Annotated in this window: 19 protein-coding genes; 11 read left to right on the plus strand and 8 right to left on the minus strand. The window is 71.1% G+C overall.

Going from position 1 to position 16,055, the window contains the following annotated elements; all coding sequences use genetic code 11:
* The first annotated feature begins 8 nt into the window (after positions 1 to 8).
* The 4 genes from ACPEEZ_RS04630 to ACPEEZ_RS04645 all read left to right on the plus strand — a co-directional run bounded on the left by ACPEEZ_RS04630 (position 9) and on the right by ACPEEZ_RS04645 (position 2,856).
* Entirely contained in the window at positions 9 to 752 is a 744-nt protein-coding gene (locus tag ACPEEZ_RS04630) for a hypothetical protein (protein WP_423923287.1), read from the plus strand.
* Positions 745 to 1,581, plus strand: coding sequence for a DUF3097 domain-containing protein (locus ACPEEZ_RS04635; protein WP_423923289.1), 837 nt, complete (start codon positions 745 to 747; stop codon positions 1,579 to 1,581). The genes ACPEEZ_RS04630 and ACPEEZ_RS04635 overlap by 8 nt, the downstream gene beginning before the upstream one ends.
* Positions 1,582 to 1,705: 124 nt before the next feature.
* Positions 1,706 to 2,386: a spermidine/putrescine ABC transporter substrate-binding protein gene (locus tag ACPEEZ_RS04640; protein ID WP_423923291.1), complete on the plus strand. Its 681-nt coding sequence runs from the start codon at positions 1,706 to 1,708 to the stop codon at positions 2,384 to 2,386.
* 65 nt (positions 2,387 to 2,451) lie between these two features.
* Complete coding sequence (locus ACPEEZ_RS04645; protein ID WP_423923293.1) at positions 2,452 to 2,856, plus strand: DUF3054 domain-containing protein; 405 nt, start codon at positions 2,452 to 2,454, stop codon at positions 2,854 to 2,856.
* Positions 2,857 to 2,901: 45 nt separating this feature from the next.
* Here ACPEEZ_RS04645 and ACPEEZ_RS04650 read toward each other — a convergent pair whose 3' ends face one another.
* Positions 2,902 to 3,228, minus strand: a complete 327-nt coding sequence (locus ACPEEZ_RS04650; protein WP_423923295.1) for an ATP-dependent DNA ligase — start codon at positions 3,226 to 3,228, stop codon at positions 2,902 to 2,904.
* Positions 3,229 to 3,404: 176 nt separating this feature from the next.
* Between ACPEEZ_RS04650 and ACPEEZ_RS04655 the strand changes: the two genes are divergently transcribed.
* The 5 genes from ACPEEZ_RS04655 to ACPEEZ_RS04675 all read left to right on the plus strand — a co-directional run bounded on the left by ACPEEZ_RS04655 (position 3,405) and on the right by ACPEEZ_RS04675 (position 7,971).
* On the plus strand, positions 3,405 to 4,181 hold the full coding sequence (locus ACPEEZ_RS04655; RefSeq protein ID WP_423923297.1) for a DedA family protein: 777 nt from the start codon (positions 3,405 to 3,407) through the stop codon (positions 4,179 to 4,181).
* 9 nt (positions 4,182 to 4,190) lie between these two features.
* A complete protein-coding gene (locus tag ACPEEZ_RS04660) occupies positions 4,191 to 4,961 on the plus strand; it encodes a hypothetical protein (protein ID WP_423923299.1) in 771 nt (256 codons plus the stop codon).
* A 68-nt stretch (positions 4,962 to 5,029) separates the two neighbouring features.
* Entirely contained in the window at positions 5,030 to 6,052 is a 1,023-nt protein-coding gene (locus tag ACPEEZ_RS04665) for an SDR family oxidoreductase (RefSeq protein WP_423923301.1), read from the plus strand.
* Positions 6,049 to 7,491 carry a phytoene desaturase family protein gene (locus ACPEEZ_RS04670; protein WP_423923303.1) on the plus strand — a complete coding sequence of 481 codons (1,443 nt, stop codon included), beginning with the start codon at positions 6,049 to 6,051 and terminating at the stop codon, positions 7,489 to 7,491. Before ACPEEZ_RS04665 ends, ACPEEZ_RS04670 begins: the two co-directional genes overlap by 4 nt.
* A 24-nt stretch (positions 7,492 to 7,515) precedes the next feature.
* On the plus strand, positions 7,516 to 7,971 hold the full coding sequence (locus ACPEEZ_RS04675) for an SRPBCC family protein (protein WP_423923305.1): 456 nt from the start codon (positions 7,516 to 7,518) through the stop codon (positions 7,969 to 7,971).
* 5 nt (positions 7,972 to 7,976) lie between these two features.
* On the opposite strand, the gene deoC is transcribed toward ACPEEZ_RS04675, so the two are convergent.
* A complete protein-coding gene (deoC, locus tag ACPEEZ_RS04680) occupies positions 7,977 to 8,675 on the minus strand; it encodes a deoxyribose-phosphate aldolase (RefSeq protein ID WP_423923307.1) in 699 nt (232 codons plus the stop codon).
* A gap of 28 nt (positions 8,676 to 8,703) precedes the next feature.
* Complete coding sequence (locus ACPEEZ_RS04685) at positions 8,704 to 10,383, minus strand: long-chain-fatty-acid--CoA ligase (protein ID WP_423923309.1); 1,680 nt, start codon at positions 10,381 to 10,383, stop codon at positions 8,704 to 8,706.
* Between the two features lie 65 nt (positions 10,384 to 10,448).
* Between ACPEEZ_RS04685 and ACPEEZ_RS04690 the strand changes: the two genes are divergently transcribed.
* Both ACPEEZ_RS04690 and ACPEEZ_RS04695 read left to right on the plus strand, forming a co-directional pair.
* The gene (locus tag ACPEEZ_RS04690; RefSeq protein ID WP_423923311.1) at positions 10,449 to 11,267 is read left to right on the plus strand and encodes an SDR family oxidoreductase; all 819 of its coding nucleotides are present in this window, start codon (positions 10,449 to 10,451) and stop codon (positions 11,265 to 11,267) included.
* Between the two features lie 111 nt (positions 11,268 to 11,378).
* Entirely contained in the window at positions 11,379 to 12,302 is a 924-nt protein-coding gene (locus ACPEEZ_RS04695; RefSeq protein ID WP_423923313.1) for an oxygenase MpaB family protein, read from the plus strand.
* A 10-nt stretch (positions 12,303 to 12,312) separates the two neighbouring features.
* Here ACPEEZ_RS04695 and ACPEEZ_RS04700 read toward each other — a convergent pair whose 3' ends face one another.
* From ACPEEZ_RS04700 to ACPEEZ_RS04720, 5 genes are read right to left on the minus strand one after another with little or no spacing between them, the layout of a single operon-like run.
* Entirely contained in the window at positions 12,313 to 13,413 is a 1,101-nt protein-coding gene (locus ACPEEZ_RS04700; RefSeq protein ID WP_423923314.1) for a hypothetical protein, read from the minus strand.
* Positions 13,410 to 14,009, minus strand: coding sequence for an ATP-binding cassette domain-containing protein (locus ACPEEZ_RS04705; RefSeq protein WP_423923316.1), 600 nt, complete (start codon positions 14,007 to 14,009; stop codon positions 13,410 to 13,412). Before ACPEEZ_RS04705 ends, ACPEEZ_RS04700 begins: the two co-directional genes overlap by 4 nt.
* Positions 14,000 to 15,061 carry a peptidoglycan-binding domain-containing protein gene (locus ACPEEZ_RS04710; protein WP_423923318.1) on the minus strand — a complete coding sequence of 354 codons (1,062 nt, stop codon included), beginning with the start codon at positions 15,059 to 15,061 and terminating at the stop codon, positions 14,000 to 14,002. Before ACPEEZ_RS04710 ends, ACPEEZ_RS04705 begins: the two co-directional genes overlap by 10 nt.
* Positions 15,058 to 15,654 carry a hypothetical protein gene (locus tag ACPEEZ_RS04715; protein ID WP_423923320.1) on the minus strand — a complete coding sequence of 199 codons (597 nt, stop codon included), beginning with the start codon at positions 15,652 to 15,654 and terminating at the stop codon, positions 15,058 to 15,060. The genes ACPEEZ_RS04710 and ACPEEZ_RS04715 overlap by 4 nt, the downstream gene beginning before the upstream one ends.
* The gene (locus tag ACPEEZ_RS04720; RefSeq protein WP_423923322.1) at positions 15,651 to 15,932 is read right to left on the minus strand and encodes a hypothetical protein; all 282 of its coding nucleotides are present in this window, start codon (positions 15,930 to 15,932) and stop codon (positions 15,651 to 15,653) included. The genes ACPEEZ_RS04715 and ACPEEZ_RS04720 overlap by 4 nt, the downstream gene beginning before the upstream one ends.
* Between the last annotated feature and the right edge of the window lie 123 nt (positions 15,933 to 16,055).

The raw sequence follows: 16,055 nt of genomic DNA on the forward strand, positions 1-16,055 counted from the left end.
CGCAGCCGATGACGATCAGAGACGTCGTCCGACCCGCCGTGCCGATGGGAATCGGCACGGCGGCGGCTCTCGTGACCCTGGCCGTCGCGTCCCGGGTGCTGCCCGGTCACGTCGTCCTGGTCCATCTCGAGGAGACGGGCGGCTCCGCTCTGGCCGCGAGCCGTGACGACGTCACGCTGCTCGGGCTGATCGTCGTCGTGCTGCTCGTCGGCGGCTACCTCGTCTCGGCGGCGGCACTGGCTTGGACACCTGCGCGCCATGTGCTCGTCCCGCACGCCCGGTACTGGAAGACCCCGGCCCATCGCCGCGGTATGCGGCGGCGCTACGCCACGTATCTCGCCGTCGGCGTGGGCGGGGCGCAGTGGTTCGTCGCAGCGCTCTTCGTGCTCGGGATGGTCTCGCAATCCGGGGCGCTCGCGGTCTGGTGGCCCCCGGCCGCCCTATCGGTGCTGTTCGTGCTCGCGATCCTCGTCGGAGTGATCTGGGTGTTCACGGTGGGCTTCACCCCGCCGGGAGCGACGGAATCGATGCGCAGCGAGTCGGTGCGGGCCGGGTCGTCGCGGGCCGTGGCCCCGAGGGCGGGTGCGGCTCAGGCCGCGACGCCGGTGTCGACCCGTGCCTCCTCGGCGGTGCGGCCGACGCCCGTGGCCCGGACGCCGTCGCGGACGACCGCGACGTCGAAGCCGGGGGCGAAGCCCCCCGCCCGCCCCTATCAGCCCCGCCCCCGAGACGGAGGATCACCTCGTGGATGACGACCGCTACGGGCACGACGTGCTCGCCGGCGACTGGAAGAAGTCGACAAAGCCCGCACCGACCCCGACGGACGCCGTCCGCGACCTGGTTGTCGAAGAGACGACGAGCGGTTTCACCGGCGCGATCGTCCGTCTCGAGGCGGGCACGGTCGAGTTGGAGGACTGGAAGGGCCGCACGCGGGTGTTCCCGCTCGGCGGCTCGTTCGCCATCGATGGCAAGCCCGTGGCGCTCCGGGCGCCGCGGCAGGCGCCGACCGGTCGCGCGCGCAGTGCCTCCGGGTCGTTCGCCGTCGCGAACGCGCCGGCGCGGGTCGCGCGTCAGAGCCGCATCTTCGTCGAAGGGCGGCACGACGCCGAGCTCGTCGAGAAGGTCTGGGGTCACGACCTCCGCGTCGAGGGCGTCGTCGTCGAGTACCTCGAGGGGGTGGACCATCTCGCGGACGTGCTGAAGGAGTTCCGACCGGGGCCCGATCGGCGTGTGGGCGTTCTCGTCGACCACCTCGTGGCCGGTTCGAAGGAGAGCCGCATCGCGCAGGCCATCGCGGCGAGTCCGCTCGGCCGACACGTTCTGGTCGTCGGCCACCCGTACGTCGACGTCTGGCAGTCGGTGAAGCCCGCGCGCCTGGGGCTGGAGGCATGGCCGCAGATCCCCCGGTCGATCGAGTGGAAGCACGGCATCTGCGAGGCCCTCGGCTGGCCGCACGACGACCAGGCCGACATCGCCCGCGCCTGGCAGCGCATCCTGTCGCGCGTCCGGACGTTCGCCGACCTCGAGCCGGCGATGCTCGGCCGGGTCGAAGAGCTGATCGACTTCGTCACGACGGGCTGAGGCCCCCGCCGCCTGATCGGCACTGCCGGACAGGCCCGGCACGACCGGCCTGTTCGCCGCGTCAGGGCGACGAATCGCCCGGGCGTGTCGGGCACTTCGGAGGCGTCGGCCCTAGATTCGTCTCATGGCCGATTCGATCGAGGGGCGCGTCCGCTCCGCCGTCGACGCCTGGCTGCGGTGGCTGCCGCGCTGGCGGGTCGGTTCGTCTCGCGCCCGCACCCGGGTCTGCCGACTCTGCCTGGGGTCGCCGGTGGCCCAGGCCGCAGGTTTCGACCACGAGGTGCCGCACGGGGTGCAGCATGCGCTGCTCGCCCGACTGCAGGCCATCGTGGACGACGAGGTCGACGACTACACGGCGAAGAACCTGCCACAGATCGCGCGCGAACTGCGACGCGCCGAGAGCGAGGGGGCCGGCGGTTACGATCCGCACGCGGGTCTCGACCCCGAGTTCCAGGGCCTCGACGTCGACCCGGAGCCCGAGCCGGGGCAGCCGTTCCTCTTCACGCTCAGCGAGCTCGAGGGCACCGCTGCCGGCCCCGATCCGGTGGACGCTGCCGCGCCCGAGCAGCCGTTCGAACTCGAGACGCCGCCCGAACCGGCGTTGACGGACGAGGCCAAGGCCGCCCTCGCACGCGAGATCAGCCTGGCCGACGATCACGCGCGGGCGGTCGGGACGGCCCTCTGCCTCGCGCTGGTCGCCCATCGCCCTCGCATCGGCGACGCCGTGACCCGTCTGGTCGAACCGCAGGTCGAGATCCTGCTCGCCGAGCTGTCCCGGTCGCTCGAACTGCCCCGCTCCCGCTGACCCCTCGCGCTCGGCATCCCTCCCGAGCCGGAGGCGACGAGCGTGCCCGCCTCGAAAGGACCGCCATGACCGACTCCACCCGCCCCTCCGGGGTCCGCCGCCTGCCGACGAACGCCTGGTTCGTGGTCGACCTGCTGCTCGTCGTCGTCTTCGTGCTGATCGGCCGTCGGTCGCACGACGAGTCGAACGCGCTGATCGGGGTGCTGACGACCCTGTGGCCGTTCGCCGTCGGTCTAGTCGTCGGGTGGGCGACCGTGCTCGGGGTCCGCTGGCGGGCGACCGCGCTCGCCTCGGGCGCCGTCGTCTGGGTGTCGACGGTCGTGCTCGGCATGCTGCTGAGGGTGGTGAGCGGTCAGGGCGTGCAGGTCAGCTTCGTGATCGTCGCCACGATCGTGCTCGGCGTCTTCCTCCTCGGAAGCCGCCTCGTCGGCGCCCTCGTCACCCGTCGGAGGCGCGGCGCGGGTCGGTGACGCCGGAGCCGGTGACGCCGCAGCCCGCGAATCTGGAGCCGGTGATCAGGAGTTGCGCTTGACGCTGTTGTCGAGGGCGGGCTCGTCGGTGAGCACGAGGCCCGACGAGCTGTTGGCGGACGTGGTCAACTCGCTCAGCCAGTCGCGGTTGATCGACGGGACGCGGCCGCCCGAGTACTTGAAGTAGAGCGGGATGGCGGGGTCGAGCCAGATGCTGCTGCGGCCGTCGCCGACGCGCTGGGAGTCTCGCCAGGAGAAGAAGAACGACTCGCGCCGACGGAGTTTCGTCGCGATGACGATCTGGAGGTGCTCGAGGGTGCGGTCCTCGAACTCGACCTCGATGCTGGCGGTGCCGTAGATCAACGATCCCATGGGAGTCCTGACTCGTGATGCCGTCGGACACCCGCCTCCTCGGCGGATGCTGACCTCAAAACTAGCGTGTCGGGCGTCCCTCGGGGCGTCCTTCCAGTGTGCCCCGGCATACTCACCGAAGCCGATCCGAGCCGCACCCGATCACGCCGTGGTGCCCCGAACCGACGCAGGGACCAATGACGACCATCGCCGCCCCCCTTCCCCTCTTCGCCTCGCGCCCCTCCGCGGCCGTGGCGACCACCGCCTCCTCGTCCTCGGACGGTGTCGACGACCTCGACGGTCTCGTCGGCATCGCCGCGCGCGTGATCAATGCGCTCGGCGAATGGGGCGTCGGGCTGCTGACGTTCGTCGAGACCGTGTTCCCGCCCATCCCCAGCGAGATCGTGCTGCCGCTGGCCGGGTTTCTCTCGAATCGGGGCGAGATGAGCCTCGCGCTCCTCATCGTCGTGAGCACCCTCGGCGCCTACCTCGGCGGTCTCGTGCTGTACGGCCTCGGTGCGTGGCTGGGGTTGGAACGCAGCATCCGCTGGCTCTCGCGCCTGCCGCTCGTCGACCGGGACGACTTCGACAAGGCGGCGGCGTGGTTCCACCGGCACGGTCGGGCGGCGGTCTTCTTCGGACGACTCATCCCCGGGGTGCGCAGTCTCATCTCCCTGCCGGCCGGTGCCGAGCGCATGCACCTCGGCACGTTCACGGTCTTCACGGTCGCGGGCAGCGGCCTCTGGAACGGTCTGCTGATCGGTCTCGGCGCCGCGCTCGGCACGCAGTACGAACTCATCGACCAGTACTCCGCCTACCTCGACTACGTCGTCTACGCGGCGATCGCGGGCATCGTCGTCTGGCTCGTGCTGCGCCGGGTGCGTCGCTCGCAGCAGGCTCGCCGAGCGACCGGACGGGATGTTCCGGGCGAATCCGCACCGACCGCCCAGGACGCCGGCCCACACCGCCCGTAGATTCGGCGCATGGGACTTCTCGACAGACTTCTGGGCCGCGACCATCAGAACGCACCGGGCACCGGCGCGCAGCCGCCGTCTGGTCAGGTCGGCGCGCAGCCGCCGTACGGACAGGCCGCCGGTCACCAGCCGTCCGGCTCGGGTCAGGGCGCCCCGGCACAGCGACCCCGCACCGATGACGAGATCGCCGTCGAGCGGTATCGCTACCTGCTCCGCACGGCCCCGCCGGAGACCATCGAGCAGGTGCACGCCGAGGCGTTCGGCACGTTGACCGCCGAGCAGCGGCGCCTCGTCTTCGACCAGTTGAGCGCCGAGTCGCCGGCGAGCGAGCGCCCTCGAGGTGACGACGCGGCGTCGCTCGCGCAGGCGGCCACCCGGTCGGAGCTGCGTCAGCCGGGCACCCTCGAGCGCACGCTCGGTGCCCCGCAGACCGGCGGAGCCGCCGGTCGCCAGGGCCCCGGGATCGGCTCGATCATCGGCGGCTCGCTGCTCGGCACGGTCGCCGGCTACGTCATCGGCTCGACCCTGATGAACGCCTTCCTGCCCGATGCCGGTGCCGACCTCGCCGGCGGTGGCGCAGACCAGGGCGACGCGGGCGCGGCCGACCAGAGTGACGCGGGCGCGGCCGACCAGAGTGACGCCGGTGCGGCGGACGCCGGGGCGGGCGCCGACACGACGGGCACCGACACGGCGGATGCCGGGGGCGACGGTGGTTTCTTCGGTGGCGGTGACATGGGTGGCGCCGACTTCGGCGGCGGCTTCGGCGACTTCGACATCTGAGCGGTCGGGCGCGTGAGCGGTCTACCGTGGACCGCTCCGCGCTTTCCGTCACAGAACCGAGGCCTTGCATGAGCACTAATCGAATCGCCGTCGTCACCGGAGGCACGGCCGGACTCGGACGGGCGACCGTCCGGGAGCTGGCCGACCGAGGCTGGGACGTCGCGATCCTGGCGCGCGGCGAGGACGGTCTCACCGCCGCAGCCCTCGACGTCGTCGACCGTGGTCGACGTGCCCTGCCCATCCCCACCGACGTGGCCGACCGCGAGCAGGTCGAGCGGGCGGCCGACCGCGTCGAGAGCGAATGGGGTCCGATCGACCTCTGGGTGAACGACGCGATGGTCGGCGTCTTCGGCGAGTTCCTCGAGACCGACCCGGCCGACTTCGAGCGGGCCACCGCCGTCAACTACTTCGGCTTCGTCAACGGCACCCGGGCGGCGCTGTCGCGCATGGTGCCCCGTGACTCGGGTCATGTCATCCAGGTCGGCTCGGCTCTCGCCCACCGCGGCATCCCGTTGCAGGCGGCGTACTGCGCCTCGAAGCACGCGGTGCAGGGCTTCACCGAGTCCGTGACCACCGAGCTGATCCACAACAAGAGCGCCGTGCGCATCTCGACCGTCGACATGCCGGCGCTCAACACGATCCAGTTCAACTGGGTGCGCTCGCGCCTGCCCTCTCACCCCCAGCCCGTGCCTCCCATCTTCGAGCCGGAGGTCGGCGCGCGTGCCATCGCCGACGTGGCCGACAAGCCGCGTCGACGCACGTGGCTCGGCGAGCCGACGGTCATGACGGTCCTCGGCAACCGCTTCGTCGCCAACTGGCTCGACGGCTACCTGGCGAAGACGGGCTACTCGGGTCAGCAGGCTCCCGACAAGACCGAGCCGATGCTGCCCGACAACCTCTACGAGCCCACGGCTGGCGATCACGGCGCACGCGGCATCTTCAGCGATCGCGCCCGGAGCACCAGCCCGCAGATCTGGTACACGCGCAACCGCTCGGCCAGCGTCGGCATCGCCGTCGGCGCGCTCGCCGCCGTCGCGGGGTCGATCGTGGCCGGAGCGGGCCGTCGACGCAGACGAGGCCTCACGTCGTGACGGACGCGGTCGTCGTGGGGGCGGGCCCGAACGGGCTCGCCGCGGCCGTGGTGCTCGCCCGCGCCGGGCTCGCCGTCGAGGTGTTCGAGCGCTCCGACACGATCGGGGGCGGGGCGCGTACGGCCGAGTTGACGCTGCCCGGGTTCCGACACGACGTCTGCTCGGCCGTGCATCCGATGGCGCTCGCCTCCGGCTTCTTCCGGCGCTTCGGCCTGACCGAGCGCATCGGTCTGACCGTGCCCGACGTCTCGTACGCGCATCCTCTCGACGGCGGACGAGCCGGTATCGCCTACCGCGATCTCGACCGGACCGTCGACGGTCTCGGCGTCGACGGTCCTGCCTGGAGGCGCCTCCTCGCCGGTCTGGTCGACGCGGCCGACGAGGTGGCCGAGTTCACCGGCAGCCAGCTGCTGCAGTGGCCGCGGCACCCCGTCGCCATGGCCCGCTTCGGTCTGGCCATGCTCGACCAGGGGTTGCCGTGGTGGAATGCGCGGTTCACCGAGGACGAGGCCCCGGCGATGCTGGCCGGGGTGATGGCGCATGCCATCCGCCCGATGCCGAGCCCGTCGACCTCCGCCGCCGGGCTCGTCCTCGCGATGCACGCGCACGCCCGCGGCTGGCCCGTGCCGACCGGGGGCTCGCAGGCGATCGTCGATGCGATGGCCGACGACGTCCGGGCGCACGGCGGTGTCATCCACACCGGTGTCGACGTGACGACGCTCGACTCGTTGCCGGCGGCTCGCGCCACCGTGCTCGACGTCAGCACCCGAGGTCTCGCCGCTCTGGCCGGCGACCGCCTCCCGGGCGGCTACCTGCGGTCGCTGGCCCGATTCCGCTACGGCAACGCCGCCTCCAAGGTCGACTTCGCGCTCTCGGGTCCCGTGCCCTGGGCGAACGAGGAGGCCCGCCGCGCCGCCACACTCCACCTGGGCGGCACGCGGGCCGAGATCGCGGCGGGCGAGGCGGACGTGGCCGCCGGGCGCCACGCCCGACACCCGTACGTGCTCGTCTCGCAGCCGGGGGTCGTCGATCCGACGAGGGCACCGGGGGAGCAGCAGGCGCTGTGGGCCTACACGCACGTGCCGCGCGACTCCGACGTCGATCAGACCGAGACCGTCATCCGAGGCATCGAGCGGTTCGCGCCCGGGTTCCGCGACGTCATCCTCGCGACGAGCTCGCGCACCGCGAAGGACCTCGAGAACTACGACCCGAACTACGTCGGCGGAGACATCGCGTCCGGGGCGCCCAGCGTGAAACAGCTGATCGTCCGCCCGACGCTCTCGATTGAGCCGTGGCGGACACCCGCGCGCGGTGTCTACCTGTGCTCGTCGTCGACGCCCCCGGGGCCGTCCGTGCATGGGCTCGGCGGTGCCTATGCCGCCCGCAGCGCGCTGCGGCACGAGTTCGGCATCGATCGCCTGCCTTCGCTCGCTCCCTGACACCGAGAAGAGGAAGATCACCCCATGAGCACGAATCAGAGGTTCGTCGAGGCCGCCCCGTCCGACGTGTTCGCGGTGTTGGCCGACGGCTGGCTGTTCCCCAGCTGGGTGGTCGGTGCCTCGCGCATCCGCGACGTCGACCTGACCTGGCCGTCGGTCGGCGCCACCATCGCGCACTCGTTCGGCAGCTGGCCGCTCGTCATCGACGACACGACGACGCTGCTCGAGTGGCAGCCCGACGAGCGGGCCGTCTTCCAGGCGCGGGGCTGGCCGCTCGGAGAGGCACGCATCACACTCGAGGTGCAGAACCGCCTGGGCGGCTGCCTCGTCCGGATGACCGAAGAGGCCGTGTCGGGCCCCGGCAGCGTCCTCCCGTCAGCGCTGCTCGACCTGCCGTTGCGGTTCCGCAACGACGAGGCCCTGCAGCGCCTGGCGTGGCTGGCCGAGGGGCGCCTCCGCGACACGGTGCAGCCGAGCTAGCGGCGTCAGTACGAGCTGGACCCCGTGGAGGTGCGGGTGTCGTCGCCGAGGAGGGCGCGGGACCCCGAGACACCGAGCCGGGTCGCACCGGCCGCGATCATGCGGCGGGCGTCGTCCAGGGTGCGGACCCCGCCGGAGGCCTTGACTCCGAGCTTGCCGGCGACGGTCTTCGCCATCAGGGCGACGGCGTGCTCGGTGGCGCCACCCGCGGGGTGGAACCCGGTCGAGGTCTTCACGAAGTCGGCGTCGGCGTCGACCGCGGCCTGGGACACGGCGACGATCTCGTCGTCGGTCAACGCGGCGGACTCGATGATGACCTTCAACACGACCGGCTTCGGGATCGCGTCCCGCACGGCCCGGATGTCGGCCTCGACCGTGTCGAACAGGCCGGCTTTCGCGGCGCCGATGTCGATGACCATGTCGACCTCGTCTGCGCCCTGGGCCACCGCCTCCTTCGCCTCGGCGGCCTTCACGGCGGAGGTGTGCTTGCCGCTGGGGAACCCGGCGACGACGGCGACCTTCAGGTCGGCGCCGGTGGGGATCGTCATGGGCAGCATCGAGGGCGACACGCACACGGAGTAGGTGCCGAGGTCGACGGCCTCCGCGATCAGGGCGTCGACGTCGGCCGGGGTGGCCTCCGGCTTGAGGAGGGTGTGATCGATCAGACGCGCCACATCGGCGGCGGAAACGGTGGAATCGGTCATGAGGAGTGCCTTTCAGACGTTTAGGAGGTCAGTCGCTCAGCTGGTCGCGCACCTTGCGGCGCAGGACCTTGCCGATGAGCGACTTGGGGAGCTCGTCGACGATCACGATCCGACGCGGCACCTTGTACGGCGTGAGATGTGAGCGGGCGAACGTGCGGAGCTCGGCGACGTCGACCGTGACGCCCGGCTTGACGACGATGGCCGCGGCGACCTGCTCGCCGCCGGGGCTCGAGAGCCCCACGACGGCGGCGTCGACGACACCGTCGAAACGCAGCAGCACCTCTTCGACCTCGGAGGGCGAGACGTTGAAGCCCCCGGTGATGATGAGCTCCTTGATGCGGTCGACGACACGCACGAAGCCGTCGTCGTCCAGGGTCACGATGTCACCGGTGCGGAACCAGTCGCCCTCCACGAAGACCTCGGCCGACTCGGCGGGCTTGCGGTAGTAGCCGCTGAAGACCTGGGGGCCGCGCACGATCAGTTCGCCGCTCTCACCGGGCTCGACGTCGACGGTCGGGTTCTCGGAGTCGACGACCCGCACCTCCGTACTCGGCAGGGGCAGGCCGACGGTGCCGGCGCGGCGCGTGGGTCCGACGGGGTTGGCCATCAGCACGGGCGAGCACTCGGACAGGCCGTAGCCCTCGACGAGCCAGCCGCCGCTCTCGGCCTCCCACGGCTCGACGACCTCGGCGGAGAGGGGCATGGCACCCGAGATGGCGACCTCGACGCCGCGCAGGGAGACGCCGGCGTCGTCCGCGGCCTTGCGCAGGCGCGTGTAGATCGGGGGCACGGCAGGCAGGAAGGTCGGCGGACGCTTCTTCATGACCTTGAGCACGAGCTCAGGGTCGAACGCCGGGAAGAGCACCAGACGGGCGCCCATGCTCATCGCGAAGGTGAGGCAGAGCGTCAGACCGTAGGCATGGAACATCGGCAGCACGGCGTAGACCGTGCACTTGCCGCGCTCGATGGTGGGCACCCAGGCACGCGACTGCGCGGCGTTCGCCAACAGGTTCGCGTGCGTGAGCTGCGCGCCCTTGGGCGTGCCCGTCGTACCGCTCGTGTACTGGATGACGGCCAGGTCGCCCGTCTCCGGGCGCGGGTGCTTCGACTTGAGACGGCTCGAGCCGACGATGGACTCCCAGGGCGTCGTGCCCCGCACGCTCGTCGTGAGGCGCTTGCGCGAGTCGCGCGCCTTCTTGACGGGCAGGCGGAGGGCGAGTCGCGTGGCGAGCGGCATGCCGCGGGTGACGTCGACCGACACGATCGAGTCGACGGCGACATCGGCCGGGAACGCCTGGAGCGTGTCGACGACCTTGTCCCAGGCGACGACGACCTTCGCGCCGTGGTCCTCGAACTGGTGGCGCAGCTCGCGAGGCGTGTAGAGCGGGTTGTGCTCGACGACGATGGCGCCGAGGCGCAGCACCGCGTAGAAGGCGACCACGTGCTGCGGGCTGTTCGGCATCACGATCGCGACCGTGTCGCCGTGCTTCACGCCGAGCTTGCGGAGGCCCTCGGCGGCGCGGGAGATCTGGTCGGTCAGCTCGGAGTAGGTGGTCGTGGCACCGAAGAACTCGAGGGCGACGGCCTTGGGATAGCGGGCGGCCGAACCCTCGACGAGGTCGAGAAGCGAGCCCTGGACGGGGTCGATGTCATGCGGCACCCCCTCGGCGTAGGAGTTCAGCCAGGGACGAGCGGTGTCGATGGTCACCCAGCCACTCTAGGTGGAACGGAGTTGGATGGGTCGGGGGACATCCCGACCGAAAGGACTGATCCGTGAGCAAGACCTGGTTCATCACCGGTGCATCGAAGGGCTTCGGCCGCGAGTGGGCCGAGGCGGCCCTGGAACGCGGCGACAGCGTCGCGGGCACGGCCCGCAACCTCGACGACATCACCGCTCTGAGCGACACGTACGGCGACCGCTTCCTGCCCATCCAGCTCGACGTGACGGATCGCGCCGCCGACGTCGCGGCCGTCGAGAAGGCAGCCGCCCACTTCGGCCGCCTCGACGTCGTCGTCAACAACGCCGGCTACGGCCACTTCGGCATGGTCGAAGAGATCACCGAAGACGAGGCCCGCGCCCAACTCGAGACGAACCTGTTCGGCGCCCTCTGGGTGACGCAGGCCGCCCTGCCCATCCTGCGCAAGCAGGGTTCGGGTCACATCATCCAGGTGTCGAGCATCGGCGGCATCAGCGCGTTCCCGACCGTGGGCATCTACCACGCGTCGAAGTGGGCGCTCGAGGGCATCAGCCAGTCGCTGGCCCAGGAGGTCGCGGGCTTCGGCATCCACGTCACGCTCGTCGAGCCCGGCGGATTCTCGACCGACTGGTCGGGCCCCTCCGCCTCGCGCAGTGACGAGAACGAGGCGTACGCCGAGGTCCGCGAGGCGGCGTCCAAGCGTCCGTCCGCGGCCGACCCGGGCGACCCGACCGCGACGCGTGCCGCGATCCTCAAGGTCGTCGACGCCGACGAACCGCCGCTGCGCATCTTCTTCGGCAAGGCCCCGCTCGGCATCGCCACGAAGGACTACGAGTCGCGTCTCGCCACGTGGAACGAGTGGCAGCCGGTGTCGATCGAGGCGCACGGGAACTGACGCCCTCCCTCTGATCGCACGCCGCGCCTCCTGGGCTCGTCCGCACCGGGCTCGTCGGCCGCACCGACGGTGCGTGGCCGACACCCAGGAGGCGCGGCGCATCATGTCTGCATGCCCGCTCTCACCGAACCGCTCCGCGCCCGGCTGCAGTACACGTTCAACGGGCAGTACACGGGCACACCCGAGTGGGTGAGCGACCTCGAGAAGGGCTCCGACGAGGGCTATTTCGTGCCGGGTTCGGCGGTCTGGGCCGTGCACGGCGCCATGTCGACCATCGGGGCCGGTGTGCGCGCCCTGCTCGTGCAGGCGCTGCACCCCGGCGCCCTCGCCGGTGTGCACGACCACTCGCGGTTCCGCGAGGACCCTCTCGGGCGGCTCGCCGGCACCATCCGCTGGATCTACACCGTCTCGTACGGCAGTCGCGAGGCGGCCGAGCACGCGTCCGCCTGGGTCTCGCGGCTGCACACGAAGGTCGTCGGCAGCTACGACGACCGACACGGCGTGCGTCACGACTACGCGGCGAACGACCCCGAGCTGCTGAGCTGGGTGCACATGGCCTTCGCCGACTCGTTCCTGGCCGCCTATCTGCAGTGGGGCAAGGCACCCGTGCCGGGCGGGCCGGACGCCTACGTCCGGGAGTGGGCCGTCGCGGGCGAGCTGATGGGCGTGCCGAACCCGCCGCGGTCCGTCGCCGAGATGCAGGCGCAGCTGATGGACTTCGATCGCCGCGGCATCCTCGAATGCACGGACCGCACCCGCGACGTCGTGCGATTCATCAAGCGCCCGCCGCTCTTCCCCGTGCTGCGCGCCGGGTACCCCGTGCTGTTCAACGGTGCGGTGGGCACGCTGCAGCCGCGGTTCCGTGAGTTGCTCGGTCTGCGTGCGCCGCACGTCGGGCCGCTCGAGCTGCCGACGGCGAGGCCGGCCGGGCTCATGCTCGGCTCGATCGGCACCGTGCTCGGAGACCGGCCCGTCGCCGAGGAGTACGCGCTCGAGCGGCTCGAGCGCCTCGGTTGGCCACCTGAGGCCGGCTGAGCGCTGGTCGTCAGCGTTCCTTGAAGTAGCGGAACAGGTGGCGCTCGCGCGTCGTCACCAGGCCAAGGGCGACGCCCGCGAGGACGGTGACGCCGGCGGACACCACGACCGCGATGCCGGGTACCGCGATTGCCGCGGCGTCGGGCGGTCCGACGTCGACGCCCGACCAGACGACGGGCAGGACGGCGACGAGGGCGCCGACCACCGTCCAGGTGCTCGCCTGCGCCAGCTGCCCGAATGCCTGGGCACCCAGGGGGACCCCGACGTGCCGGGCGGCGGCGAGCTCGAGCCGACGGAGCCGGACGGCGAGGTAGCCGAGCGAGAACCCGACGAACGAGCCGCCCACCGCTGCCGCCCGTCCGATTGTCAGGATGTCGTCGCCGCGGGCGACGAACGTGCTCCCGAGACGGCTGTTCAGGGGGAGGACGACCGGGGTGTCCTGCCCGTCCATCGACGTCACCGTGGTGCGGAGGAGGCGCAGCACCTCGTCGTTCTGCGGCCAGACGTCGACCCAGCACTGGTCGTAGGGCAGCGTGGTGACGGCGGACTGCGGCACCAGCAGGGCGGAGCCGAGGTCGCCCCTCCGACCGTCATCGGGAAACGAGAAGGTCGCCGCGATGGGAGCCACTCCAGCGGTCGTGGTCAGACGCGACCCGGGGTGGGCATCGAGATCGTCGGCCAGGGAGTCGGCGAGCAGCACGCCCGGGGTCGCTTCCTGCGCCGTTATCGAGAGGAGGTCGCGGAACGACTCGGTGACGTCGAACGTCGACAGGGGGCTGCTCGGTAGGGCGAGATCGACCACGTCGTCGGCTGATGCTCGTATCGCTCCGGCGGCGCGGACGCCGTGAAGCGAGGCCAGGGCCTCGCACGCGGCGCCGTCGACGCGGCCGTCGTACGTCAGGGTCTGGATCGAGGCGCCCGACGCCTGGTAGTCACGGGCGGCACGGACCTCGCGCGCGACATCTGCCGACGCCACAAGGGCAAGGCTGCCGACGAGCAGGGCGAACACCAAGGTGAACAGGAAGGCGTGAGACGTCCCGGTGGCCAGGTCGCGCCAGGCCTCGCCGAGGACGGAGGCCGGCCGCATCCGGGGAACGCGTCGTGTCGTCACGTCGTCCGTCCCAGATCGAGATGATCCGTGCAGGCATCTCGGGTGCGCGGATCGTGTGTGGCGACGACGACGATGGTCCCTTGTCGGGCGAGCTCGCCCAGGACGGAGTTGACCGTCGTCGCGGCGTGGACGTCGAGCTGGGCCGTCGGCTCGTCGACGAGGAGCAGGTCGGGCTCCGCCGCGATGCCGCGAGCCAACATCAGCCGTTGGGCCTCGCCCCCGGACAGCGCCGAGAACGCGCGGTCGCGGGTGTGCCCGAGCCCGAACTGGACGAGCAGGTCGTCGGCCCGGGCCTCGGCGTCGAGACGCCGGTCTCCGCGAGCCAGGAAGGGCAGCGCCACGTGGTCGAGCGCCGTGCGTCGGCTCACACCGTACGGGTTCTGGAAGACCCAGCCGATGCCGGTCACGTCGATATGCTCGACCGAGCCCTCGCGCGGTGCCGTCCAACCCGCGATGATGCCGAGCAGGGTGGACTTGCCCGATCCGCTCGGGCCCGACAACGAGTACACCCGCCCCGGATCGAGGCGAGCGTCGACGCCCGAGAACAACGGGCGGTCGGTGAAGCCGTGCCCGACGGCGGACAGGATCACCGGCACGAGGCGTGCTCCACGACGGAGCCCACGTCGACCCTGTCGAGACGAGAGGCATCGTCGGGGATGACGAAGGACTGCCCGAGTTCCGAACCGATGAGACGCACGGGCACGGGACCGCCGTCGCGGACGACGCACGTCCGCCCTTCGGTATCGGTCACCAGGGCGGGCGGTGGCACGACGGAGACGTCGAGCGGTGTGGTGAGGGCGTAGGAGCCCGTGACGGAGGTGCCCGTGCCCGAGTCGGTGGTGTCCGACGTGATGGCGACGATCACCTCGTCGGTCGTCGCGAGCGCCGCCAGCGACTCGGGGTCGCGCACGTGCCCATCCGTGTCGAGGGGCACCGTGACGGCGCCCACGGTCAGGCTGCGAGCCCCGTCGACCGGGGCGTTCGGCAGGCGCGAGAGACCGGCGTCCACGAGAGCGGCGGGTGTCGTGGCGACGGCGTCCCCACTCTGGACGGTCGCTCCGACCGAGACGCGGCACGAGGTCACGGACGCCGTCGCGGACGGGAGCCAGACGAACGAGGCGCGGGAAATCGCCTCGAGAGGAGTGGGGCGCGTTCCCGGCTGTCGGAGCAGAGCGCCGACCGCCGCCAGCGTGGACGGGCCGACTCGACCGTCGACGGGCGTGCGATGCCCGAGGCGGGTCAGCTCCGCCTGCAGGGCCGACACGTCGTCCCCGCGGTCGCCGCGTTCCAGGTCGCGCCACAGGGGGACCGAGGTGGCGAGCCCCACGATCGGCTGACCGTCCACCGACAGGACGGGGTCTCCCGAGACCAGTTGGCCGCCCATGAGGCAGTGCGACCGGGTCACGACGCCGCCGACCGGGGTGGAGAGGATGGGCTCGGCTCCCCGGACGAGGGAGACCTCGACGATGCGACGGTCGTCGAACGACCTGGTCGTCACGGGAGCCGAGACGAGGGGCTCGGCGGTCGCCAGCGTCGGTGCGGCGGGGCGGGGTGCTCCGATGAGGCCCCCGGCTACCCCCAGGCCGCCGCAGCCGAGGGCGATCACCGAGCCGAGGGCGGCGAGGGAGCGCCGCCGACCCGCCGTCACTCCGTCCCCGCGATCAGCCCGAGCGGGTCGAGGTGGCACTGCCGGACGAGCCCGGTCGGGTCGGGTGGCGACACCCCCTCGTCGAAGTCCGCGTCGAACTTCTCCTTGGTGTAGTCGTCGGCGATCAGGTCGTGCTCTACGAGACAGTCGTATTCGATCTTGCGATCGTCGAGGCGTTCGGGGTTGCGGCGGACGAGTTCGTAGAGAAAACGGATCGATCGGTCGTGGGCGGCTTCACATCGCTCGACCTGCGCATTGATCTGCTCGAACGACCCGTCGGGATACTTCTCGTCTCTGCGACCCGCCGCGAAGCCCCCATCGTCGTCGTACGTGACGTACATGCCGGCGTCGGCCATGCATGCTTGAACAGCCTGCCGGGCGGCGTCGTATTCCTGCGTCGTCACGATGCCGTCTTCAAGAACATGGCGTTCTTCGTCGCTGGGCGCACCTTTGTAGGCCTCTTGGAATTCGACCCCATAGGGGCCTGTAAATCCATTGACGCTCGGAATGGGGTCAGGGGCACCGGAGGCGCACCCGCTCGTCACTAGCAGCACCGCCGCTACGAAGACGGGCACGCCCCGGCGGCCGGTCACGCGACCGTCATCCCATACGAGACCACGTTCGCCCAGCAAGCCGTCTGGCTGGAGTAGTGGCCACGAGTCACCCACTTGCCGTATCGGGGCGTCGTGTTCTTGATTGCGTCCCAGTGCCGAGCGCTCTTGGAGCAGGACGCATTCTTGCCCTTCCAGATGGTGATGTTCGACGTGCACGCCGCCTCGGCATTCGGTGCCGTCGCCGTGTCGACGACGACAGCGCCGCCGATGACGAGGCTGAGTGCAGCTGCAGTGGTGATGATTCGGTTCCTGATCACGAGAACCCCCTCCATGTGTGTGTGATAGACGAAACTACACACGGAACATATTAAGAACAAGGCAGTTCTTCCCGTGCGGTCTGGCAGGATGAGCGCGTGACGGACGAGGCAGTGGGGACGACG

Source organism: Frigoribacterium sp. 2-23, from assembly GCF_049601585.1.
GTDB lineage: Bacteria > Actinomycetota > Actinomycetes > Actinomycetales > Microbacteriaceae > Frigoribacterium.

What these genes read in the sequence shown, in the direction of transcription:
- ACPEEZ_RS04630 (WP_423923287.1), top strand. Translation starts at nt 9, where the DNA reads ATGACGATCAGAGACGTCGTCCGACCCGCCGTGCCGATGGGAATCGGC.
- ACPEEZ_RS04655 (WP_423923297.1), top strand. Translation starts at nt 3,405, where the DNA reads ATGACGACCATCGCCGCCCCCCTTCCCCTCTTCGCCTCGCGCCCCTCC.
- ACPEEZ_RS04645 (WP_423923293.1), top strand. Translation starts at nt 2,452, where the DNA reads ATGACCGACTCCACCCGCCCCTCCGGGGTCCGCCGCCTGCCGACGAAC.
- ACPEEZ_RS04650 (WP_423923295.1), bottom strand. Translation starts at nt 3,228, where the DNA reads ATGGGATCGTTGATCTACGGCACCGCCAGCATCGAGGTCGAGTTCGAG.
- deoC (WP_423923307.1), bottom strand. Translation starts at nt 8,675, where the DNA reads ATGACCGATTCCACCGTTTCCGCCGCCGATGTGGCGCGTCTGATCGAT.
- ACPEEZ_RS04665 (WP_423923301.1), top strand. Translation starts at nt 5,030, where the DNA reads ATGAGCACTAATCGAATCGCCGTCGTCACCGGAGGCACGGCCGGACTC.
- ACPEEZ_RS04675 (WP_423923305.1), top strand. Translation starts at nt 7,516, where the DNA reads ATGAGCACGAATCAGAGGTTCGTCGAGGCCGCCCCGTCCGACGTGTTC.
- ACPEEZ_RS04695 (WP_423923313.1), top strand. Translation starts at nt 11,379, where the DNA reads ATGCCCGCTCTCACCGAACCGCTCCGCGCCCGGCTGCAGTACACGTTC.
- ACPEEZ_RS04660 (WP_423923299.1), top strand. Translation starts at nt 4,191, where the DNA reads ATGGGACTTCTCGACAGACTTCTGGGCCGCGACCATCAGAACGCACCG.
- ACPEEZ_RS04640 (WP_423923291.1), top strand. Translation starts at nt 1,706, where the DNA reads ATGGCCGATTCGATCGAGGGGCGCGTCCGCTCCGCCGTCGACGCCTGG.